General features: G+C 64.3%; 18 protein-coding genes and 1 pseudogene. 1 reads left to right on the forward strand and 18 read right to left on the reverse strand.

What is annotated here, in order from left to right; all coding sequences use genetic code 11:
- Nucleotides 1-18: 18 nt before the first annotated feature.
- The 18 genes and pseudogenes from ACVWY5_RS28430 to ACVWY5_RS28515 all read right to left on the reverse strand — a co-directional run bounded on the left by ACVWY5_RS28430 (nucleotide 19) and on the right by ACVWY5_RS28515 (nucleotide 21,273).
- On the reverse strand, nucleotides 19-1,044 hold the full coding sequence (locus ACVWY5_RS28430; protein WP_028335686.1) for a transporter: 1,026 nt from the start codon (nucleotides 1,042-1,044) through the stop codon (nucleotides 19-21).
- A 49-nt stretch (nucleotides 1,045-1,093) separates the two neighbouring features.
- Nucleotides 1,094-2,506, reverse strand: coding sequence for a DUF1254 domain-containing protein (locus ACVWY5_RS28435; protein ID WP_028335687.1), 1,413 nt, complete (start codon nucleotides 2,504-2,506; stop codon nucleotides 1,094-1,096).
- 67 nt (nucleotides 2,507-2,573) lie between these two features.
- A pseudogene (locus tag ACVWY5_RS28440) lies at nucleotides 2,574-3,594 on the reverse strand (DUF1214 domain-containing protein).
- Nucleotides 3,591-5,027: a DUF1254 domain-containing protein gene (locus tag ACVWY5_RS28445; RefSeq protein WP_028335688.1), complete on the reverse strand. Its 1,437-nt coding sequence runs from the start codon at nucleotides 5,025-5,027 to the stop codon at nucleotides 3,591-3,593. Before ACVWY5_RS28445 ends, ACVWY5_RS28440 begins: the two are co-directional and overlap by 4 nt.
- A 15-nt stretch (nucleotides 5,028-5,042) precedes the next feature.
- Nucleotides 5,043-5,984: an efflux RND transporter periplasmic adaptor subunit gene (locus ACVWY5_RS28450; protein WP_028335689.1), complete on the reverse strand. Its 942-nt coding sequence runs from the start codon at nucleotides 5,982-5,984 to the stop codon at nucleotides 5,043-5,045.
- Complete coding sequence (locus tag ACVWY5_RS28455) at nucleotides 5,984-6,226, reverse strand: DUF3302 domain-containing protein (RefSeq protein WP_028335690.1); 243 nt, start codon at nucleotides 6,224-6,226, stop codon at nucleotides 5,984-5,986. The genes ACVWY5_RS28450 and ACVWY5_RS28455 overlap by 1 nt, the downstream gene beginning before the upstream one ends.
- Nucleotides 6,223-7,245 carry an HAD family hydrolase gene (locus tag ACVWY5_RS28460; protein ID WP_050383717.1) on the reverse strand — a complete coding sequence of 341 codons (1,023 nt, stop codon included), beginning with the start codon at nucleotides 7,243-7,245 and terminating at the stop codon, nucleotides 6,223-6,225. Before ACVWY5_RS28460 ends, ACVWY5_RS28455 begins: the two co-directional genes overlap by 4 nt.
- A gap of 40 nt (nucleotides 7,246-7,285) precedes the next feature.
- Nucleotides 7,286-8,950 (reverse strand): arylsulfatase, encoded by a 1,665-nt coding sequence (locus ACVWY5_RS28465; RefSeq protein ID WP_028335691.1) that lies wholly within the window; start codon nucleotides 8,948-8,950, stop codon nucleotides 7,286-7,288.
- An 85-nt stretch (nucleotides 8,951-9,035) separates the two neighbouring features.
- A complete protein-coding gene (locus ACVWY5_RS28470; RefSeq protein ID WP_028335692.1) occupies nucleotides 9,036-10,430 on the reverse strand; it encodes a BatD family protein in 1,395 nt (464 codons plus the stop codon).
- On the reverse strand, nucleotides 10,427-11,947 hold the full coding sequence (locus ACVWY5_RS28475; protein WP_028335693.1) for a VWA domain-containing protein: 1,521 nt from the start codon (nucleotides 11,945-11,947) through the stop codon (nucleotides 10,427-10,429). The genes ACVWY5_RS28470 and ACVWY5_RS28475 overlap by 4 nt, the downstream gene beginning before the upstream one ends.
- On the reverse strand, nucleotides 11,940-12,938 hold the full coding sequence (locus ACVWY5_RS28480; RefSeq protein WP_028335694.1) for a vWA domain-containing protein: 999 nt from the start codon (nucleotides 12,936-12,938) through the stop codon (nucleotides 11,940-11,942). Before ACVWY5_RS28480 ends, ACVWY5_RS28475 begins: the two co-directional genes overlap by 8 nt.
- Nucleotides 12,931-13,422 carry a DUF4381 domain-containing protein gene (locus ACVWY5_RS28485; protein WP_038377697.1) on the reverse strand — a complete coding sequence of 164 codons (492 nt, stop codon included), beginning with the start codon at nucleotides 13,420-13,422 and terminating at the stop codon, nucleotides 12,931-12,933. The genes ACVWY5_RS28480 and ACVWY5_RS28485 overlap by 8 nt, the downstream gene beginning before the upstream one ends.
- Complete coding sequence (locus ACVWY5_RS28490) at nucleotides 13,415-14,401, reverse strand: DUF58 domain-containing protein (protein ID WP_028335696.1); 987 nt, start codon at nucleotides 14,399-14,401, stop codon at nucleotides 13,415-13,417. The genes ACVWY5_RS28485 and ACVWY5_RS28490 overlap by 8 nt, the downstream gene beginning before the upstream one ends.
- A gap of 8 nt (nucleotides 14,402-14,409) precedes the next feature.
- The gene (locus ACVWY5_RS28495; protein ID WP_157347683.1) at nucleotides 14,410-15,444 is read right to left on the reverse strand and encodes an AAA family ATPase; all 1,035 of its coding nucleotides are present in this window, start codon (nucleotides 15,442-15,444) and stop codon (nucleotides 14,410-14,412) included.
- Nucleotides 15,445-15,448: 4 nt separating this feature from the next.
- Nucleotides 15,449-17,923, reverse strand: coding sequence for a fused MFS/spermidine synthase (locus ACVWY5_RS28500; protein ID WP_051376233.1), 2,475 nt, complete (start codon nucleotides 17,921-17,923; stop codon nucleotides 15,449-15,451).
- 128 nt (nucleotides 17,924-18,051) lie between these two features.
- A complete protein-coding gene (locus tag ACVWY5_RS28505) occupies nucleotides 18,052-19,695 on the reverse strand; it encodes an arylsulfatase (protein ID WP_080667151.1) in 1,644 nt (547 codons plus the stop codon).
- The gene (locus ACVWY5_RS28510; RefSeq protein WP_028335700.1) at nucleotides 19,692-20,717 is read right to left on the reverse strand and encodes a formylglycine-generating enzyme family protein; all 1,026 of its coding nucleotides are present in this window, start codon (nucleotides 20,715-20,717) and stop codon (nucleotides 19,692-19,694) included. Before ACVWY5_RS28510 ends, ACVWY5_RS28505 begins: the two co-directional genes overlap by 4 nt.
- Nucleotides 20,718-20,739: 22 nt before the next feature.
- On the reverse strand, nucleotides 20,740-21,273 hold the full coding sequence (locus ACVWY5_RS28515) for a hypothetical protein (protein ID WP_028335701.1): 534 nt from the start codon (nucleotides 21,271-21,273) through the stop codon (nucleotides 20,740-20,742).
- A 455-nt stretch (nucleotides 21,274-21,728) separates the two neighbouring features.
- On the opposite strand from ACVWY5_RS28515, the gene ACVWY5_RS28520 reads away from it, so the two are divergent.
- Complete coding sequence (locus ACVWY5_RS28520; protein ID WP_028335702.1) at nucleotides 21,729-22,682, forward strand: helix-turn-helix domain-containing protein; 954 nt, start codon at nucleotides 21,729-21,731, stop codon at nucleotides 22,680-22,682.
- The last annotated feature ends 41 nt before the right edge of the window (nucleotides 22,683-22,723 follow it).

Consider the following 22,723-nt stretch of genomic DNA (forward strand, 5'->3'; position numbering starts at 1 on the left):
GCTCGTCGTTCGCCTCCGCTAATATTTGCGCACGATCGGCTTGGTCGGTGTAGCAGCCGGCGCGGCCGGCGAGAGCTGGAACGTCACCCACGCCGTCCACCCTTCCGGCCGGTTCTCTGCGGCGAAATCCTTGTAGCCACGAAGGTTCAGATAGCCCTGGTAGCCGTCGGCGACCGGGAAGATGAAGCCTACCTGCGGGCCGATGCCGGCGACGCGTCCCTTGAAGTCACCGAGCTTCGCGCCGGCACCGCTGTCTCCGGTGAGCTGCTGGAAATAGTAGCCGGCGACACCGACATGGACGTTCTTGGCGACGAACTTCGAAAGTCCCCAGTCGACGTGGAAGTCGATGCCGTTCTGGTACTGCAGATCCTTGTTCATTCCATTGTAGGTGACGCCCGCCAGCACCGAGAACTCCTGGCCGGTTTCCGGATTGAGATAGGTATAGGCGCCGCCGACGTCGATCGCAGTGAATCCGAAACTGAGATTGGCGAGCCGGCTGCTGTCATAGGTCCCGCTCGGGATGTTGCCGAAGATGTAGACCATCTCGTTGTTGACACCCTGATTCCATTTCAGCGTGCCCTGGTAGAAGACATCGGAGACCGTGTTGCGGTTGTCGGTTGCGACGCCCGAGACCGTATTGCCCCGCGGCCCCGTCAGCGTCGCGTCAACCCCGACGCCGACATTTCCCGGCGCAGCAAGGAAGGTTACCGCGGCCTGGCCCCCAAGCACGGACTGAGCCCAGGTGTAGGTAAATCCCTCCACGAGAACGTCCGCATGCGCGTTGAGACCCGCCACGACCGATCCGGGCACCCGGTTGCCGATGACGAAATTCTTTCCGGCGTTGGCGCTTTGGTCGAGGTGAATGTAGATCGTCTCATACGCCCAGCCCGGCATGGCCGGCGCCGCGGTCAGGCTCGCGAACGCGCCGGGCAGCCAGAAGCTGACCCCGCCGGCGTCGGCCAATGCCGCGCGCGGCGCTGCCGACAGTGCGAGTACACCAACTATGCCCAGTGCGGCGCGCCTGTGATTCTTGACCATCCTCATCCCGATCTCCCCACTTCGTTCAAGACACCGTATCGGATTCGCGTGCGCCTCAATTCGCTTTTCTGACCGGCGGCGGCGTCCAGCTGCCGTCCAGGGCTGCGCGCTGCGGCGAGTAAAGCCGCATGGCGAGGTTGAATTCACCCGCCGGAGCCGGCAGCCAGTTGGACTCCCTGTCCGCGCCGGGGCTTTCGTTCTGGAGATAGATGTCGAGCGAGCCATCCGCGTTGAACTTGAGCTTGTCGCGGTCGCCGAGCGCAAAGCGGTTCAGCGCGTTCGGCGCCTGGAACCCGTCCTTGTCATAAAGCGTGACCGACCAGAAGGCGCTGGCCGGTGGCAGCTTGCCATTGTCGAAATGCAGCACGTAGCGATTGGCGCCGCTGTAGGGCTTGCCATCGCCGTCCACGAACGATGCCGGATAGACCGCATCCTCTGGCAGATTCACGCCGAGCCCGATCAGCGTGCCCATCCCGCGGAGCTTGTAGGCGGTGCCATAGGTGCCGACGGTGCTGGTCTGGTAGAACCAGCCATTGACGTGAAGGCCGATGCCGGCGCCGCTCTTGCCGGACTGCTCCAGATCCGCGAGCGCATCCTTGGCGGCAGCATTGATCGTCTTGACCAGCGCCGGGTCGAGCTTGGCGGCGTCGAACGGCTTGCCGGGCTCAAGGCCGATCTGCCGCATCCGGAACAGGATCGGATAATCGTTGGCGTGCGGTGGATGTTTCGCCATCAGCTCGGCCAATCGCCCGAGCACCGCGACGCCGTCTATCTTGTTGACCTGCACAAGCGGCGGTGTCTTGTTGTCGATCGCCGGATCGGTCGGCATGTCGGCCTGGGGCGGAATGGCCTTGCCCCATTGGCTGAGCGGCGTCAGCTTGTAGCCGTCCTGAACCTTGTGCACGTTATCGTAGTCGGCCGGACCGTTGGTCTGCGTGCGGCCAAGAATCCAGATGGTCGGCGTTGGCGCCACGATCTTGGTCAGGCCTTCGGGCAGCGTCCCATTCCAGCCCGGCGCGACGATGGCGAAACTCCCCGCCCTGGTTCCGGTCGTGCGCGAGCCCACGACACTGAACACATCAGTCCACATGTCGAGCATCGGCAGCAGATAGTAGCGTCCGCCCGTATCGGGAACCGACAGGATGATCGGCTCCGGCGAAATATCGAGCCACACGGGCGAGTAGAGCGTGTCGAAATTGTAGCGCACGACATCCCTGTCCTCGGCGCGCGGATAGGTCCGCGCATGTGCGAACTGGTTGATCGGGGCACGCAACGGGACCGTGTTCGCGTTGGGCACATTGGTCGACTGACGCATCGAGATGTCCATGGTGACGATCGGATAGGCGAAGACATAGGCATCGCGTGCGATCTCGTACGCCTGCTGGTCGGAGATGCTTTGCGCCGAGGCCGGCAGGCCTGGCATCGATCCCAGTCCCAGGACAATCAATGCAAACGCCGATCTGATCATCTATGGTATCCTTCTGCCAACTAACCCGGAGTCTCACTCCGCATCGACGATGTTTGTCGTCGAACCGTCAATTCGCCACCTGCGCCTCCGGAAACTTCCATTTGCCGTTCAGGATTTCCGCACGCGGCCGATAGAGCCGGACGGTGTAGTTCCAACCCTTGGTGATCGGCAGGCAGTTTTGGATCTTGCCGTCGCAGCCGCCGAACTGAATCGCGATGGAGCCGTCAGGACCCTTCACGCCGGTGACGTTGTTCAGCGTGTAGGCGTCATAGGGATTCTTTTCGAAATATCCTTTTTCGTTGTAGACGCTGATCGACCAGAACGCGTCGACGGGGACGTCGCGAACGGTGAGCTTGTAAATCGTCGTGCCGTCGTTCTTGGTGGGCGTGACGCTCAGATAGGTGGCGTCCTTGTCAGGATTGCCGCCCCAGCCGGCGGCGGTGCCGATCAGATGCCTGACAGGATCGACGAGCCCCTTGGGTCCGAAAGCATGCGCGAAGCCGCCGGTGTAATCGTTGAGCACCAGAAGCGAATCGCGGATCCTCTTCTGACTGGCCTGGTCCCAGTTCGGAACTTCGAACTTGCCGGGGTCCTTCTGACCGATCTTGATCGCGTCTTGCAGCGCGTGCACTTTCCCGATGTCTTTTGAATCATTTGGGTCGACGAGCGTTCGAAACGCGATCAAGGCATAGCGCGTACCGACCTTTTTCCGGTCGTAAGTGTACGCGCCGGCGCGGTACTCGACGTTGCCAACGACGTAATGATCTTCGTTGATCACCTGCATTGACCGGAAGCGCTTGCCGGCGTCGGGCAGCGTAATGGTCGCGGGACCGGCGTCGAAATCGACGACGGCCGCGGAATAGAGCGTATCGCGATTGGAACGAATGACCGTCTGCTTGTCGATCTATCGGCTCCCGATGATGGAGCAGCTTGCCAATGCCCCCCGCATCCTTGACAGCGCCACCGAGGTAAAGATCGGACTCGGCGCGGGCGAAATTATCGACGGTGACGGGCACCGGCGCTTGCGCCGACGACGTGCCCTGGCCCGCGAGCCAGAGAATACCTGCCAGGACATACCTGAAGTTCATTGCTTCACTCCACTTCCGACCGCGGTAGTGATCTTTTCCAAATCGGGCAACATCCACCTCTTCTCGAAGAACTCCTTCTTCGGCGCGTAGAAGCGTGCCATCAGTTCGAACCTGCGCGCCGGATCGGTCGGCACCCAGTTCGGCTCCTTGCCGGGTGGCGCCGAAGGACCGAAATAGAGATCGACTGATCCGTCGGCGTTTCTTTGCAGTTCGGGGATTTGCGAGGAACGGCTAGCTCGTGCGACGTGCTTGATCAGTGCATGAGTCTCGCGATCATACGCCGTCACGGACCAGTACTGCTGGACAGGCACGTTGGCCGGCACGTTCAACCGATATGTCTTCGCGCCGTCATATACCTCGCCGTCCTTGTCCTTGATGTTAATGAGGTAGAACTGGCCCGCGCCCAGCCGCTTGATGGCGATATAGGCGTAAGTATAGGCGACGCCGCGCGCATCGACGGCGTATTTGTCGCGATCGGCGTAAGTCGAGCTCTGCCCTTCGACGGCTTCGAGCAGCGCCGGCGAAGTCCAATGTGTACCGGCGTAAAATGCCGGGAATCCCGCGTCATACGGCGCAGCGAGCAGGAGCTTCGCCTCGCCGATCGCGCTGCTCAGAATCGCCTGCGCCTTGGGGTCCGGAGCGAACGGCTTGCCTTTCTCGATGCCGATGGTGCGGAGCTGATCGATCATGGCGCGATCCCGCTCGATCCACGGCTCGCCCTGCACGACGCGGTTGAGGTTCTCGAAGAAGCTGAGATCGTAGCGGACGGTCGAGTCATACTCGACATCCTTGACGTCGGTGAAGACGGTCGCAGGCGGGTTATCGGCGGCCGACAACGGATAGACCTTGACCCGCTTGCCATACGCGATCGCGGCGGCGACATCGGCATCGCCATGGCTCTTCATGCTGGAACGCAACAGCGCATACCCGCCGAACGTATCCGACGGCAGAGCGCTGTAGCCGTCCGGCACTTTTTCCTTGTAACCCGGTGGCAGGATCACGAACTTGCCGCCGGCGCCTTTATCTATGCCAAGCAGACCGACGTCTTCGAGCGAGGTCTGCCAGACCGTGACAATATTGCCGTTAAGCGAACCGTTGGCGTCGCCCGACGGCACGTCGATCACGATCGGGCCGACGTCTTTCGTGTTGAAGAACGCCATGAAGTAGATTGCGTCGGGATTTGGCGTGAGCGTCTGGTTGTGCCAATCCAGCGGACGGCCCCAGTATATGACCTGGTTCACCTTGCCTTGCGTCTTGGTCAGCATCTCCTGCAGCATCAATTCGGTGTTCACCGCCGACATGCCCCAGACCACCGCCTCGATGGCGCGGCGGTTGATGTTGCGCGCAGCAAGCTCCTCCGGCGAGATCGTTTGCGCATGGGCGCCGGCGGCCGCGAATATGATGGCGAGAGCCCCGAGGATTGATCTTCTCATCCTGAACTCCATCATTCAAAACGGATTGACATAATTGACGATCGCGAGCTGGCGCAGGATCACGCGACGCACGATGTGGGTCGGCTTCATGCGATCGGTGTAGATGGCGGCCGTACCGGTCGCGCCCGCCGGCAATCGATCGGCGAAGGCGGCATCGTCGAGCTTGACGCGCACCACGAAGGGCACCGCCTCGATCGCCTTCGGCGCAACGGCGGTCCCCGAGGTCGTGGCCTGGCCGGTCGCCACCGCCTGCAGCACGCTTTCGACCTTCCCCGAATAAATCTGCCCGGGCGCGAATTTGAAGGTCACCTCGACCTCCTGCCCCGGCGCGACGTAGCGCGCATCGATCTGGTTGATCTCGACGCCGATGATCGTGTTCGAGGTATCGATGAACGCCATCACCGGAGACAACGGCAAGTTCGACACTCGCGCACCCTTGCGCAGCGCAACGTTGGTGACATAGCCATCGGCCGGCGCGCGGACGACCGTCTTGTCGCTGTTCCACTGCGCGGCCTCGAGCTGGCCGCTGAGCTGGTCGACCTCGGACTGCCGCTGCTCGACGTCGAAGCCACGCCCCGCATCGCGCTCATAGAGCGTCGTCATCTGCGCAAGCCGTGTCTTCGACAGCTTGAGCTGCGCCGTGATCGCCTTGACTTGCGCGTCGTAGGGCGTCGGATCGATCTTGAACAGAACGTCGCCGGCCTTCAGCGGCGCGTTGGCAACGACGGGGACCTCGGTCACCTCGCCCGCGACGTCGGGCACGATCGACACCGCGTTGCGCACCACCAGCGCGGAACCCTGCGGCGCGCCCCAGCCCATCGGCACCATCAGGCCGAACAGCGTCAGAACGATCACCAGGAACGGCGAAAGCTTCCAGAACATGTTGAACGGCACGATCTTGAAGTGCACCAGAAGGAACAGCAGCACGAGATAACTGTTGATGATCGCGACAGCCATCACGCATCTCCCGACCGGCGCGGCGCCGGCACGTCGACATAGGCCCAGATGAAGGCGAGCGGCCAGAGCGCGAAGCCGCAGATCAACGTGATCCAGCCGGCCACCGCGACGGCCTGCGCCCAAGGATGACCACGGGTTTTGGCGATATGCCCGGGCAGCCAGCCTGCGATGCAGAACACGCCGATCGCGCTGGCAACCACGATGACGAGCACGATCCAGGCGAAGATGTCGTAGCCGCTCATGGCTTCACCTCCTTTGCGGCGCCGGCCGCGGTCAGGGACGGAAAGACCTCCTTCCAGTCCCGCTTCATGTCGACGACGGTCCAGCCGCTCGCGGCGGCTGCATCGAGCGCCTTGTCGAGCTTGCCGACCTTCGATTGCCGGTCGTAGGCATATTCACGAACCTCGTCCGTGTGATGCACGATGCCGGCGAAGCGCGCGCCCGATCCTGCTGTGGTCCATTGCAGCATTTGCAGATCACCATCCGAGTTGCCGAACGCGAAGATCGGACGGCGGCCGATGAACCGGTTGATGCCGACCGGCTTGCCCGGGCCGTCATCGATGAACTCGACCTTGGCTTCCTTCATCAGCACCGGCTTGCCGTCGGCGCCGATCTGGAATTTCACCACGCCGGACGAGCCGACCACCTGCTCCGGCGGGATGCCGTAGACCCGCTCCATCCACGGCCGCATGAATTCGACCCCGCCACCGGAGACGACAAAGGTCTTGAAGCCGTTGGCCCTGAGATAGGCCAGTAGCTCCAGCATCGGCTGATAGACCAGACTGTCGTACGGCCGGTTGAAGCGCGGATGCCTGGCGGTCGCGAGCCAGTCGCGCACCAGATTTGCGAACGCATCGGTGGTCATGCCGGCATGCGTCGCCATCACGATCTGCAAGAGGCCCTTCTCGCCGCTCGCGGCCAGCGCCTTGCTGTCCTTCTCGAGAAGCGCCTTGAAGGGTTGCCGCGTCTTCCAGTCCGGATGCTCCGGCGCCATCGCCTTGACGCGGTCGAACGCGAAGGCGAGCTGGAAGTAGAACGGCTGCTCGGTCCACAGCGTGCCGTCATTGTCGAACGTCGCGATGCGCTCGGCGGGCGGCACGAAGTCCCGTCCGCCTTGCGCCGTGACGCGCGCGACGAAATCGGAGATCGCCGTTTTCGCCGCGCCGTCGTTCCAGGATGGCAGGGGATCCGCCGGCTGCGCCATCGCAACGGAGATGGATGCAAGATACGCAAGCAGCACAGCGGCGAACCGAACCATCATCGCACTTGTCCTTCCTCTTACCTGTTGCTTCGTCTCCGCCTCACTGTGGCTTCATCCGTTCCAGGTCATTGAGCCGCTTCAGCGCATCTTGTTGCCGCAGCAACGCATAGTTGATACCACCCGCATTCAGCGAGCTGCCGGTTTGATACGGGAATTGATCGAAGTCACTGAAGAACTCCTTGACCTTTCCCTGGATAGGCACGAGCAGCCAGATATTGCGCGCCAGGAACTCGATAGCGCCGCCACCTTCCTCGAGACCCTTTTCGTACGGATCCATGCGCAGATTCGCGATCAACGCCCAGGCCGACGTTTCGCGAACCCCCGTTGCGATGTTACCCTTGGTGGTCGCGAAGCTGAGCTTCCAGTCGTTCCAGCGGATGGCGTTGAGATTCCCGCCCTGGTCGAAATAGTAGATCGCGTCGCGAGGCCCCTGCTTCTCCTCGCCTTTGAAGTAGGGCAGGAAATTGTAGCCATCGAGGTGGACCTTGAAGGTCTTCCCTCCCGCACCGGCAAAGCCGGTCTTCATCTTTTCCTTGATGTCGGGCACACCTGCAGCCGCCAACAACGTCGGAAACCAATCCATCAGAGAGATGACGTCGTTGTACTGAGTGCCGGGTTTGACCACACCCGGCCATCGCACCATCATCGGGATGCGGAAGCCGCCTTCCCATGTCGTCCCTTTTTCGCCATGGAACATGGTCATCGCACCGTCGGGCCAAAGCGCGATTTCGGCGCCATTGTCCGTGGTGTAGACCACGATGGTGTTCTCGGTGATCCCGAGTTCGTCGAGCTGCTTGAGCAACTCGCCGACCATGGCGTCGTGCTCCACCATGCCGTCGGCGTGAATGCCTTTGCCGGTCTTGCCTAGCGACGATGCCTTGAGATGCGTGAAGACGTGCATGCGCGTGCTGTTGAACCAGCAGAAGAATGGTCGTTTGGCCCTGGCCTGGCGGCCGATGAAATCCTTGGCCGCCCCAAGGAACTCCTCGTCGACTGTCGGCATGCGCGCGATGTTCAAGGGACCTGTGTCCTCGATCTTTCCATCGGCCGTGGATTTGATGACCCCGCGCGGTCCGTATTGCCTCCGGAAAGCCGGATCCTTTGGATAGAAGTAACCTTCCGGCTCCTCTTCGGCATTGAGGTGATAGAGATTGCCGAAGAACTCGTCGAAGCCGTGCTTGGTCGGCAGATGTTCATCGCGATCGCCAAGGTGATTCTTGCCGAACTGTCCCGTGGCATAGCCCTGCGTTTTGAGGGCGTCGGCAATGGTCGGCATCCAATCCTGAATACCATGAGGGTCACCAGGCATGCCGATGGTCAGAAGGCCGGTGCGGAACGGCTCCTGCCCCAGGATGAACGACGCGCGTCCCGCCGTGCAGCTCTGTTGACCGTAAGCATCAGTGAAGATGGCTCCTTCCTGGGCGATCCGATCGATGTTGGGCGTGCGGTATCCCATCAAGCCCATGGTGTAGGCGCTGATCTGTGGAACACCGATGTCGTCGCCGAAGATGACGAGGATATTCGGCTTGCCGCCGCCGGCCGGCCCCGCGGCAGGCGCGGCTTTCTGGGCTTGCGCCAGAGCCTGTGACGTCAGCGCGGCAGTGGCAGCAAGCGATGACGTGCCAAGCAGCACGGCCCGGCGATCAATGTTCGCGGCACCGGAAGTGGAATCGGCGCCGGCGTCATGTTTCTTCGTCTCACTCATTCGATACTCCTGAGTTACTCTAGGGTTGCTCGCTCCGGTGATTACGAATCATGCGTTCTGCTCGATCGGTCTCAATGTGCTTCGTTCATCTGGCGGGCCTTGGTCGACCAAAGGACGTGGTGGAGGAAAGCCCGACCGGATTCAGGTTCTGAAGTAGGCGCGTGTCTTCGCGGCGTCTCGCACGCCGACGCAGATTGCGTCGGGCGCCGCCGACCTGGCGCAGCAGCCGGTGCGGTGACCAGCGCACCGCGCCGGCAGACGGCGCGAACAGCTCGCGCTCGACCGCGCCGATCTCGTCATCGAGCGCGGCATCATGCGCGGCGGCCTTGAACGCCTCGACCGTATGCTGCGGCGCGACCGGCTCGAACCGCTGCAGCCAGTCGAGCAGCGCGAAGTAGACCGCCTTGGCGTCGCCATGGCGCGCGGCACGCCGCAGCTCCCTGAAGGCGAACGGTTCCGAGCGCCGATAGGCCTCGCGATGCCGGCGAAGACGTGCCGCTATCGTCCGCACCATCCGCGGCGTCAGCCAGCCGAGCCCGGCAAGCGCCAGCAGCACGGCCGCGGTCGACTTCCAGTGATCGGCGACGACATCGCGCAGCGCGCCCCATGACCGGTGCGGGCCGGAGGTGCCGATTGACGACGCGGCGCCGGCTGCGGGGTTCGCCTCCACCTGCAGCGTCACCGGGTCGAGATGCGCCACATCGATGCGTTGCGCGTCGATGTTCCACCAGCGCAGGTCGATCGGCGGCAGCACATAGTCACCGGCCTTCTCGAGCATGTAGACGCCGCTGTCGGTGCGCGCCGAGGACAGCACATCGGTGCGCCCGTCTGTCTTGTCCTGGAGCGACGGCTGCGCGGGGTAGAGCTTGAGCCCGTCGAACGCGGTGAACTTCACCGGCGGCAGCAGCATCGCCGGAATGCCCTCGGCCTTGATGGTGACGGTCCGCGTCACGGCATCGCCGGTCTTGAGCTGATCCGACGAACGGTTGACGGTCTGCTCGATCGATAGATTGCGCGCAGCTAGGAACGGCTGCAGGGCGGAGGCCGCGTCCGGGATGAAGGCCTCAAATGCGATCGGCGGCAGCGCAAGCGTGGCCTCGCGCGTCGCCGGCGGCTCGGCGGCGTATTTGATGGTGATCGCCTGGCCGGCGATCGCGTAGCTGCCCGGCTCCTGCGGATGGATGGCAAATTCGAACCGGACGCCGGCATAGGTGACGCCGTCCCGCTGCTCGTTCTCGTTGATGCTCCGCAACTGACGGGTCACGGCGTTGCGGACCTGGAAGTCGGGCAGCTCGGGCGGCGCCGTCATGTAGTTCGGCGCCAGCACGTCGATCCGCAGCGCGGCCGCCTGCCCCACCACGACGCGCGGCGGATCGATCGTCACCCGCAGGATCGGCTCCGGCGCGCTTTGCTGCGCGAGTGCTGCGCAGGGCATGAGCAGTCCGAGCATCAGGGCTGCGGCGGCGAGCGGCTGCCTCATGGCTTCGCCCCCGCCGGCCGCGCCGCGTCCTGAATCGCAAATTTCAGCTTGAGGAAGTCGGCCGGCGTGGTCTGGACCTGACGCATCCAGGCTTCGGCGGCGCCGGCGGTGGTCAGATCCTGTGGCGTCACCTGGATCTTCTTGCCGCCCTTCTGGTTCGGATCGACACGCGTCTCGTCGGCCTTCATGTCCGGCGGCGCGCTGTCATCCTGCTCCTGCTTCCTTCGCTTTTCTTCCTTCGCCTGCAGCGCCGCCACCACGATGGCACGGTTGGTCTTCGCGGCGACATGGCCGGGCGCGATCTTCAGGACCTCATCATAGGCGGCGATCGCCTTCTCATAGGCGTGGTTCTGCGCCTGGGCGTTGCCGAGCGCGAAGTGTCCCTGGAGCGTATCGACATGGGCGAATTCCTGCGCGGCAGTCAGGAAGTCGAACGCACGATAGGCGGCGATGCCGCGCCACATCGGATCGGAGAAGCGCTTGGCCGCGGTCGGATAGTCGCCGCGATCGAAGGCGATGCGTCCTTGCTGGTCCGGCGTCAGCCACAGGTCGGCAAAACGGCGCGGCTCCTCCGCCCTCGCGGACGACACGTGCGACAGGCAGACGAAAGCGACAACCCAGGCCACCGTGGTGCCGCGCCGGAACCAGAGCAGGCTGAGCAGGGCAATCGGCAGCAGCAGCCAAAAGCCCTCGTCGCGCCATTGCGTACCGAACGCGTCACCCTGCGCGGCCTGATAGCGGGTTTCGATCCGGCGCTCGAGCGCCGCGATGTCGGCGCCATCGATGCTGACCTGGACGACGTCCGAACCGAGCGCGAACCTTTCGGCCTTGCTCGGCGTGACGCTCAGCTTGACCAGGCCGTTCCGTCCGGCAGCCTGACGAACCGCGCCTTCCGCGTCACCGGGATCGTCGGCGACGAGCAGGATCGTGCCGGGCACCGTTTCGGCCGCGAGCGCCTCCGCAGCGAGCGCCGCGGCCGCGACGGCGTTCTTTCCGGGCGACGGCATCAGGCCCGGGGCAAGCGCGGCAAGGAAGGGTTCGATGACGGCGCGATCGTCGGTCAGCGGCATCACCAAATGCGCGCTGCCCGCATAGGCGATCAGCCCCGTGCGCGCGCCGGCGCGCGCCGCGAGCAGATCCCTGATCTTCTGTTTGGCGCGTTCGAGCCGCGTCGGCGCGACGTCGCTCTGCCCCATCGTTGCATCAAGCGACAGCGCGATCATCAGCGGCGCCTTGTCCTCGACGAAGGGCGGCAGCTCACGCCGCCAGGTCGGGCCCGACGACGCGACGATGCCGAGCGACATCGCGGCGGCGACCAGATAAAGCGGGCTGACGCCGCGTCCCGTCCCCGGTTGCACGATGAGATGGTTGAGCAGATGCGGCGCGATCACCCCGCCCCATTGCGCTAGCGGGCTCTGTCGCCACCGCACCCACGCGAAGACGGCAGCGACAGGAATCAGCGCGAGCAGCCACAGCGGCCGCAGCAGATGGAACGGGATGGCGGCCGCGTCATGCATGGCCGGGCGCTCCCCTTCGTCCCAGCCCGCTTTCCAGCGAAAGGCCGAGCCACAGCAGCAGCGACAGCACCACGGCGGCGCCGAGCGGCCACTGGAACAGCGGCTGCTTCGGGCGCCAAGACAGTGTATCGAGCTTGGCCGGCGCGAGACGGTCGATGTCCGCGTAGATCGCCTGCAACTGCGCACCGTCCTCGGCGCGGTAGAAATGGCCGCCCGTCGTGGCGGCGACCGACCGCAGGACGCCGAGATCGACGCGGTTCTCGCCGGTCGCGGCCGGATCGCCGACGCCGATCGTGTCGATCACGACGCCGTTCTGGTGCGCGATGTCGGCGGCATGCTCGGGAGGGACGCGGCTCGCGGTATCGTTGCCATCGGTGAGCAGGACGAGAAGCTTCTCGCGCGCCTTGCTTGCCTCGAAGGTCTTGATCGCAAGCCCGATGGTGTCGCCGATCGCAGTCTGCTGTCCGGCCATGCCGACCTCGGTCTGCGCCAGCAGCGCGGTCGCGGTCTGCAAATCCTGCGTGAACGGCACCTGCACATAGGGCCTGGTGCCGAACAGCACGAGCGCGACGCGGTCGCCGTGCCGGTGTGCGATGAAATCCGTGACCACGCGCTTGACGCCGTCGAGCCGCGTCAGCATCGCGCCGTCGCTGCCGCGGAAATCGCGCTGGTCCATCGAGCCGGAGATGTCGATCGCGAGCATGAGATCGCGCGCCGAAACCTCGCGCGTGACGGGGTCGCCGACCCATTGCGGCCGCGCCAGCGCCGCGACGACGAGCGCCCAGATCAATGCGGCCGTCACCATCTGGATGCGCCGCCGCTGCAGCACGACGGCGCCGCGCTGCGGGGTCTGTCCGGTTGCCGCCGCAAGGCGGTCGAAGAACGGCACCATCACCGAGGCCTGCCGCGCGCGATACGGCGGCAACAGCCACCACACGAGGATCGGCAGCGGCAGGAGCGCGAGCATCCAGGGCCATGCGAACTCAAACATGGTGCCCCCTGATCCAGCGCCGCACCAGATCCTGCAGCGCCGTTAGATCGCCGGCATCCGCCGTCGTCCGCCCGTACGGCGCGGTCGCGAGCAGCCGTCCCGCGCCTTGCGAGAATTCGTCCCCGCCATAGCTGCGGTCGAGGAACGCAAGCCAGCCCGCGCCGGCAAGTGGCGCGATGGTTTCGCGCGGAAAGGCATCGAGCGCAGTCTGCCGCACGAGCAGCGCGAGGCTCGCGGCCATTCCCTCCGGGGCGCCGCCTTGTGTCTGCAGCAGCCGGTCGAGCTCCGCGAGCGCCGCGCGCCGATAGCGGTTGGCGCGGAAACGCCGCAGCAGGCGCCACGCCGCAACGGCGACCCCCGCGGCGACCAGCACGATCACGATCCGCGACGCCCAGGTCGCCGGAAGCAGGCTCACCGACGGTGGCAGCGGGATATCGATCAGGCCCGCGACGGGATCCACAATGACAGGTTGGGTGTCAGCCAAGAGCCGCCTCCGCTCTGGCGTGACCGCCACCGCGTCCGTGCCGGGCCGGCAGCCCGCCCAGGAGACGCCGGAGTTGCGGCGCCGTTTCCTCGGCTGTGCTCAGCGGCAGCACCGGAATGCCAAGCTCGCGCGTCCACGCGAATACGCCGCGCAGCCGCTCCTGCGAGGCCTGCGCGATACTTTTGCGGACACTCTCGCGGCCGACTTCGAGCTGGATCTGCAGCTCGCCATCGGTGACGGTCATCCGGCTCGAGGCCGGCAAATCGCTTTGCAAGGGATCGTGGACCAGCACCGCGACCACGTTGTTATGCCGGGCGATCGCCCCGATCATCCGGCGCGTTGCGGTATCCGCGCCATCGAAATCGCTGATCAGGATCACCGTGGCATCGTGCATCGTCCGCCGCTCGGCATGTTCGAGCGCCCGGTTGAGCATGCCTGACGCCGGAACGATGCCGCGGCCGACGCCGAGCGCCTGGTTCTGCGCGACGATGGTGGACAATATCTGCAACACCGTCGCGCGACTGCGCCGCGCCGCGAGCTCGACGACATCGCTGTCATTGAACACGATCGCGCCGACCCGGTCGCCGACGCCGAGCACACGCCAGGCGCCGATCGCGGCGGTTTCGGCTGCGGTGACCGACTTCATGGCGCGCCGGCTGCCGAAGAACATCGACAGCCGCTGATCGACCACGAGCAGGGCCTGACGGTCGCGCTCCTCGTTGAAGACGCGCACATGCGGCTTCTGCAGCCGCGCCGTGACCTTCCAGTCGATCTCGCGGACATCGTCGCCCGGGCGATAGTCCCTGATCTCCTCGAAGTTCAGCCCGCGGCCACGCATGCGCGAGGCGAACCGGCCCGACAGCAGACTATGCACGGGCTGGCGCGGCAGGAACGAAACCCTGCGATCCCTGAATTCGAGCGCGATCAGATCGTCGAGACTGACGTAGACACCGGGCATTCTGGCTGATGTCTCCGTCATCACGGCCCTCACGCTGCAGCGACAAGCTCGGTGATCTTGTCGATCACCTGGTCGGGGCTGATGCCCTGCGACACGGCCTCGTAGCTCAGGATCAACCGGTGCCGCAGGCAGTCGTGGATGACGGCGCGGATGTGGTCAGGCGTGACGAAGTCCTGCCCGTCGAGCCATGCCCGCGCCCGCGCGCAGCGGTCGATGGCAAGGCTGCCGCGCGGGCTGGCGCCGATCTGGATCCATTTGCCCAAGGGTTCGCCGTAACGGCCGGGAAACCGCGTCGCATAGATCAGGTCGACGATATATTTCTGTGCGAGGTCGGAGACGAAAATGCCGTCGAGCTCGCCGCGCGCATCGAGGATCGCCTGCTGCGGCACCGCCGGCGGCGGGGCGGAGCCGGCTTCCTGTTTCTGCGCATTCTCGGCGCGATTGAGCTTGATGATCTCGCCTTCGGTCGCCTCGTCGGGATAGGTGATCACGACATGCATCAGGAAGCGGTCGAGCTGCGCCTCGGGAAGCGGATAGGTGCCTTCCTGCTCGATCGGATTCTCGGTCGCGAGCACCATGAACAGGTCAGGCATCTTGTAGGTCTTGCCGGCAACGGTGACCTGACGTTCCTCCATCGCTTCCAGCAGCGCCGACTGCACCTTGGCCGGCGCGCGGTTGATCTCGTCCGCCAGCACGAGGTTGGCGAAGATCGGCCCCTTCTGGAACTGAAACTGGCCGCCCTTCTCGGTCTGCAGGTAGATTTCCGCGCCGGTCACATCCGACGGCAGCAGGTCCGGCGTGAACTGAACGCGCGACAGGTCCGCGGCAAGGTTCTTCGCCAGCGTCTTCACCGCCCGCGTCTTCGCAAGCCCCGGCAGGCTTTCGATCAGGAGATTGCCGTTGGCCAGCAAGCCGATCAGCATGCTCTCGACCAGATGATCCTGCCCGAGCACCGATCTGCCGATGCGCGCCTTGAGATCGAGCACGGCGTCGCGGGCCGCGGAGTCCTGGGCAGTTCGCCGCGCCGGGGCGGCCGCTAACGGTGTTGCGGCGTGATCTGACATTGCACTACGGCTCCTTGGACCCCGTAAACCACCTGTAATAGGGGTTTCGTCTCGCCGCTTGGCTGAGGCTCGCCATCTCGCGCGCGTAGGCTTGCCGGTTGCCCGCATAGGCGCTGAGGCCGGCACGATAGAACGCATCAAGATCTCGCCTTTCGCTCAGCAGCGAAGTGGTGAATTGCTCGTCTGCTCCCTTGAGCGGCGGCTCGCTTCGGTACTGCCAGATGTGCGAAATCGTTCGGCTGAACTCGTCCGGACGAACCCATGTCGCGTATTCGATCCGCGGTCTGTCGTCCGTCACTGCCGGCGCGTCCGCCGCGTAGCGCACGAGCCCGTCGCGGTCGGTGATCCAGGTTGCGATCAGCGCCGCGACCGAATTGACGCCGACCGCGGAAAGCGCCGCAGACGTCTCGGACTGGTTGAATCTCGCGCTGATGCGCTCCGCATCCAACTGAATCGGACGGCGCGACCCGACGAGCAACATCTCGTGCAGCTCCGATGTCCATAGAGACGCGTACGGAAACACATCGGTGAAGCTGCGAACCAGTGAGCGCGTGTCCTCATCGTTCTGTGTTGGCAGCGGCAACCACTGCGCGACGATCCCGTCGTCGTTCAGTCGCGACGAAGCCAAGCGATAAAAGTCGCGAGAATAGAGATTGACGACGCCCACCGCCGATGGCGGCGGCGGCTCCAGCGTGATCAGGTCGTAGGTCTGGCTCTCGCGCTGCAGGAGGCGACGGCCGTCGCCCAAGCGCTTCTCCAATCCCGGGTCGGACGCGGCGTTGAAGGTGCCGTCGAATATCGGAGCCGCACGAAGGACCGCCGGGAGCAGCTCACCCACCACCCTCCTGTCGAGAGCGGGGAATTGTGAGAGAGCGCCGGCCGTAATGCCCGTGCCGTAGCCGATCACCAGGGCGGATTTCGGCTCGCCATTGTGAATGATGAGAGGCAGGAGCGCTTGCAGCCGCATGTAGCGCAGCGACGGCATCGCGTCGCCGGAATTGGATACGCCCTGGATATAGAGCCGGCGGAAGCGGCCGGTGTTGACCACCGCGACCGTCCCACCCGGGCTCTCCTCATAGAACATGATTTTTCCCGACCGCGTTGCCGGCAACAATTGGGCAAATCGGTCGGACGGCGTGGCGACCGCGGCGACGATGCAGGCTGCGCCGACCGCGAATGCCAGTCCAAGACCGGCGCGGCTCGAGCGACCGCCCCAGCAGGCAAGGACACCCAGCAGGCCGGCGCCGATTGCGAGCAATGCAAGGGTGTGGACAAGCCCAAGCCAGGGCAGAAGCACGAAGCCGGTGAGAAGCGCGCCGCCCACACCGCCCAGCGTATTGACCGCCACGACCGCGCCAACGTCCTGCCCGATGTGCGCATCCCGCACCACCAGACGCAGCGCCACCGGAAAGGCCGCCCCGAGCAGCAAGGTCGGCAGGAATACGATACAGAACGCTGCCACCGCGAAGCGGGCGCACATGCCGGCGAACTGGTTTTCGGTAAGCCGGAGCACGAACGCTTCGGTCGCCGTCTGCGCGACCACGAGCCAATGGCCAAGTACCGCGATCTCGATCAAGGCCAGGAACCCGGCAGCGGCGATCAGAAGGCCAAAGACACTCCAGGGGTCGCGGATCCGGTCGATTGCCCGCGCAACGATCGCGGCGCCCGCCGCAAGTCCCGCGAGGTACGTCGCAAGCACCACGGAAAACGCGAAACTGCGCGTACTCATGAACTGAACGATGGACTGGGACCAGATGACCTCATAGCCGAGGGCAATTGCGCCGGCGGCGGCATAGAGGGCAACAGCCAATCCGACCCGGCGCGGTTGATGCGCCGCCGCGCCGCTGGCGGACCTGATCCTCGCCGAAACCACGGGATTCCGGGCGAGCACCGCTGCCCCCGCCGCCGCGAGGGCATTGAGTGTCGCCGCCGCGATCGAGGTCCCTTGCACCCCGAACAGCGGAATGAGGACAAACATCGGCAGCAGAGCGCCAAGAATCGCGCCGGCCGTGTTGGCGGCGTATAGCCGGCCGCCGACGGGGCCGGCATCGCGAGAGTTATGCAGCACCGCACGCACAAGGACCGGTAGCGTCCCACCCATCAGAAGCGGAGCGATGCCGACCAGAACGAACACCATGGCCCATGCGAGCAAGCCGCTCGCGCTCTCGATCGCCACGAAGACCGGCGCAATATTCGCCAAGATCAATGTGGTGGCGACGCCGGTTATGCCGATGCCGATCTCGATCGCGATGTAGACTTTCGCCGGCTGGCTGGCCCGGTCGGCCCTTCCACCGAAGATCAGGCCGCCCAACGCCAGGCCGGTAAAGAAGGCACTCACGGCGGTCGTGATGGCGTAGACATCAGCGCCGACGACGAGCGAGAGCTGCTTGATCCAGATCACCTGGTAGATCAGGCCGGCGGCACCCGAGACGAACGCCAGCGCCGCTGCGACAAGCCTCCGGCTCGCACCGGCGTCCAGTCTCTTTCGGTGTGCTCGGGTCGCGGTCGATGCAGACCCTATGCTCGATCGAGCATCCATCCGCTAGTCCCCTTGGATGCAGTGCGAGACAGGCCGATACCACTGGCCTGTCTCGCAGGGCCTCGCGACTATTCGAGACCGCGCTTCTTGAAGGATTCATCGACCTTCTTGTCGACCGCACGACGAATCTGGTCGATGCTGAAGCTCGCAATCCGCTGGCTTGGCGGATATTCAACAAGGGTCTGCAGGAACGCGGCCGCCTTGATTTGCGCCTGAGCGATCATGTACGCGTTCTCTACCCGCCATTGATCGTACATGCTGCCCGATATCTCCGCGTGTTCGTACGGATCCATGCGCAGATTGAATATCTTTGGCACGCGCAAAGGCGTGAACGGGTGAGCCCAGACGTCGAACTGGCCAGGCTGATCCTGCCGTTCAAAGGTGTGTTTCCAGTCGCCGTTTCGCATCGCAACGAGATCACCGTCGTCGTTGAAATAATAGAACTCGTTGCGCGCGCTCTTGTCGGCCTTGCCCGTCATGTAGTCGAGCTGATTGAACCCATCGAGGTGATTGCGGAAGGTGGTCGAGCTGCCCTGCGGCTGCCAGCCGGCGAGCAGGCGGTCCTTCACCCCGGGGTCGCCGGCGGCGGCAAGGAGCGTCGGGAACCAGTCGAGACCTGACACGATTCCGTTGGCAACCTCGCCTGCCTTGACATGGCCGGGCCAACGGATCATCGCCGGCACGCGGAACGCGCCTTCCCAATTTGTGTCCTTTTCTGACCGGAAAGGCGTCGTCGCTGCATCCGGCCAGGTAAACGCGTTCGGGCCGTTGTCCGTGCTGAAGACGACGATCGTGTTGTCCGCGATCTTCAGGTCGTCGAGCGTCTTGAGCAGCTTTCCGACGTTCATGTCCATCTCGACCATGCCGTCTGCGTACTCATTACCCGGCATGCCGCTTTGCCCGCGCATCGAGGCACGAACGTGGGTAAAGATGTGCATGCGAGTGAAGTTCATCCAGGTAAAGAACGGTCTGTTGGCCTTTGCCTGTCGCGTGACGAAATCGATGGCCGCGCCGGTGGTCTCGTCGTCGACGGTTTCCATCCGCTTCCTGGTGAGCGGGCCGGTATCCTCGATCTTGCCGTCGGCGGAAGCCTTGAGGACGCCACGCGGCGAATAGGCCTTGACGAAGGCTGCGTCGTCCTTCGGCCAGTACGGCCGTTCCGGCTCTTCCTCGGCGTTCAGATGATAAAGATTGCCGAAAAACTCATCGAAGCCGTGATTGGTCGGCAGGTATTCGTCCCGATCGCCGAGATGGTTCTTGCCGAACTGACCGGTGGCGTAGCCAAGGGGTTTCAGGGCCTGCGCGATTGTTATGTCGCCCTTCTGCAGGCCGACCGGTGCTCCCGGAATACCGACTTTGCAGAGGCCGGTCCGCAGGCAGGCCTGGCCGGTGATGAAGGTGGAGCGACCGGCCGTGCAGCTATTCTCGGCATAATAGTCCGTGAAGATCATGCCTTCGTTGGCGATACGATCGATGTTCGGCGTCTTGTAGCCGACCACACCGCGCGTATAGGCGCTCAGATTGGATTGGCCGACGTCGTCGCCGAAGATGACGAGGATGTTCGGCTTTGCCGCGTTCGGCTGCTGCGCTGACGCGGGAGACCCGGCAAATGGCGCCAGGCTTGTCGCGACCAACGCCGCCGCGAACAAGCCACGAAGCAACCCTCCGCGACTACCGGACGGCCTGGCAACAATATTGCTCTCATCGCTCATTCTGACGCTCCTTGCTTGTCGAACGGTTTTTGTGACGATTGAGAATCGGCTCGCCGCACCACGCAGCGAAAGCCGACATGGCTGGTCGAGGTGTCGACCGGTTCGGCATGGCGGGCGGCAGGGCGATACCGGCGGCAGTAATTCGGGGCGCACAGATGCGAGCCGCCCTTGAGGACCTTGCGCGGAATCTTGATGGCGGGCTGGGCGGGGTCGTAGCTCGCATCCTCGCGACCGCCGCGCGGATTCTGCGGGATGCAGCAGGGCTTCGTAGCGTCGGCCTCATGACGGGCGGACCACCAGTCGGCGGTCCACTCCCAGACATTGCCGATCATGTCGTGGACGCCGTAGCCATTGGGCGGAAACGCGGTCACCGGCGAGGTCCGGTCGAAGCCGTCCTCGCAGAGGTTCTGAATCGGGAAATTGCCCTGCCACGTGTTGGCCATGTGCTTGCCGCCGGGCGTCAAGGCATTGCCCCAGGCGAACTCCTCGGCCTCGAGCCCGCCGCGCGCCGCGAACTCCCACTCGGCTTCGGTCGGAAGGTCCTTGCCGGCCCATTTGGCGTAGGCGAGCGCATCGGCATAGGCGACGTGGACCACCGGATGGCTGCCGAGCACGTTGATGTTGCTGCGCGGGCCGTAGGGGCGGCGCCAGTTCGCGCCCTTCATCAAGGTCCACCATTGGCTCCAGTCGCGCAGCGTGGTGACGCGGCGCGGCGGCTGAAACACCAGCGAGCCGGCGTAGAGCATATGCGGCAGCGCACCCGGATATTGCGCAGGATCCGGCGGTCGCTCGGCGACCGTGATGTGCCCGGTCTCACGCACGAATTCGCGGAATTGAGCGTTGGTCACCGGGGTGCGGTCGATCCAGAAGCCATCGACTGACGCCCGATGCGCCGGCGCCTCCTCGGGATAGTGATGGTCGGAGCCCATGCGGAATGTGCCGCCGGGAATCCAGACCATGTCGTCGGTCTGGACGCGGTCGTCACGCTCTGTTTCGGCGGAGGTGATCTCTACCCGGGACATGGCGATGCACCCCTTCGCGCATTTACCGTGAGCAGTAGTCCCAGAAGCCCTGTGTTCGCGACGGGTCGGTGTAGTACCAGCACATGCCCGCTGCCGGCGGCGGTCCCGCCCAGGCGGCTGCGCTCGCCGCGCTGACGAAACCGATCGCTGCGCCGGCCGCAACCGCGCCCCCGATCGGCCAGCCGTACCAGCCGGGCCGCGCCCAACCTCCCGGCCGCGGTCCAACCCAGCGCGTGCCGGCGCCGTGCCAGCCGGGCCTCACTCCTGGGCGCACCACCGTCCGGCTGCGATAGGCAACCGCACCGCCGCGCGGTCCGACGGCAACGCCGCCGCGGCGCGCGACAGCGCGCACCTGCACAACGTTACCGCTGCCTTCCTGCTGTTTGATGATCGGCAATGAAGCGGAAGAGCCGATGCTGACCGCCGACGCCGGGCCTGCTTGCGTGACGATCGCGGCTGCTCCAATGACTGCCAGACGGAAAATCTTGTTGAAGATCGCAGGCTTATGATCTCGGTGACCGAACGTCGTGCATGATTGCGTCGTGCCTGAGTGCATTGTCGCGCCCTTCCATTTTTCTGTGCTGCACTTTTCGGCAGCGTTGATCCGTCAGGCCTTCTTCCCTTTCTCCTCCGTCGCTAATCCGTGTGCACACTTGCGTGCACAATGTTCTCCATCGTGACTCGTTCCACTGGACGTTGTCACGAGCGAATTCTGCTGTCAGTTCAAACGATAGCGGAACGCACTATACAAGTGATGTGCACTTTGTGCCAATCTCAACCCCGAGCCGTGCAGGCTTAACGAAAGATGCTCCAATTCGATCAATCCGGCCCGGTCGGCCTTATTGCTTTCTCGGAAAAACAAGCGAAAATCTGCAGGTTTGCAAATCCACATCACGATCTCGCCATGCGACTCAAGCTAACGTAGGAGCATTGTCGCGGGGCAAACTGTTTGTACTGACTTCAAGCATTTGGTTTTAGTAGATTAATCGCGCTGCAGTTGTGAACGTGGATATGGGCCAACACCTGACGGTTAGCACCGGCGAGCTTGACGGCTTCGAGGGTCTCCACGATGCCGTCAAAGGCTCGCATGTCGAAGTCATGCAGCTTGAGCGCGGCAAGCTGCGCGGCACATTGTCTCACGTCGGGATCGGTGATTTTTCGCTCAGCATCGGCGCATTCAATGTCGGGGTCCGTACCCAGCGCATCTCGACCGACCCCAAGCTGATCATCGGGATGCTGCTGCGCGCGACCGACCGCGTCACGCATTGGGCATTCGACATGCAGCCGGCCGATGTGCTGGTGATTCCTCCGTCGGTCGAGCATGACGGGGTCTTTCACAGCGCCTCGTCCTACGCCGCCATCCGCTTCGACCTCGCCGACCTGCCCGATATATTCGGCGGCGAGCCGCGGCTCGCCGACGCCGAAACCTGGCAGGCGAAGAACCACTTTCGCGCCGACCCCACGATCGGCATGGGCGCGGCGGACAAACTGCCGCGGATCGTCGCGCATCTCGCGCGCTATCCGGACGCCTTGACGGACGCGTCGGCCGGCTTCTGGAAGCGCGCGATCGTCGACTGCGTGACCGCGACGGTCGTGACATCGCTGCCCCCCGACGGAACGAGCTATCTGCCGTCGGCGATGCGCTTGGTGCGCCACGTCGAGGACTATCTGCACACCGCGGGCACGCGCCCGGTCCACGTCTCGGAAATCTGCACCGAGCTTCGGCTGTCGCGACGCAGCCTGCACCGCGCCTTCCACGAGGTGTTCGGGGTCGGCCCGGTGACGTTCCTGCGCTACAAGCGGCTCTGCATGATCCGTTCGATCCTGCGCGAAAGCACCCCGGACCAGACCACCGTCTCCAAGGTTGCGATCGAACAGGGCTTCATCGAGCTCGGGCGCTTCTCGCAATATTACCGCGCGATGTTCGGGGAATATCCGTCGCAAACGCTTGGCTACGCCGGGTAGAGCATGATGAGATCAAGTTGAATTGGAGCGGCGTCGGAGGT

It is taken from the genome of Bradyrhizobium sp. USDA 3256, from assembly GCF_054058275.1.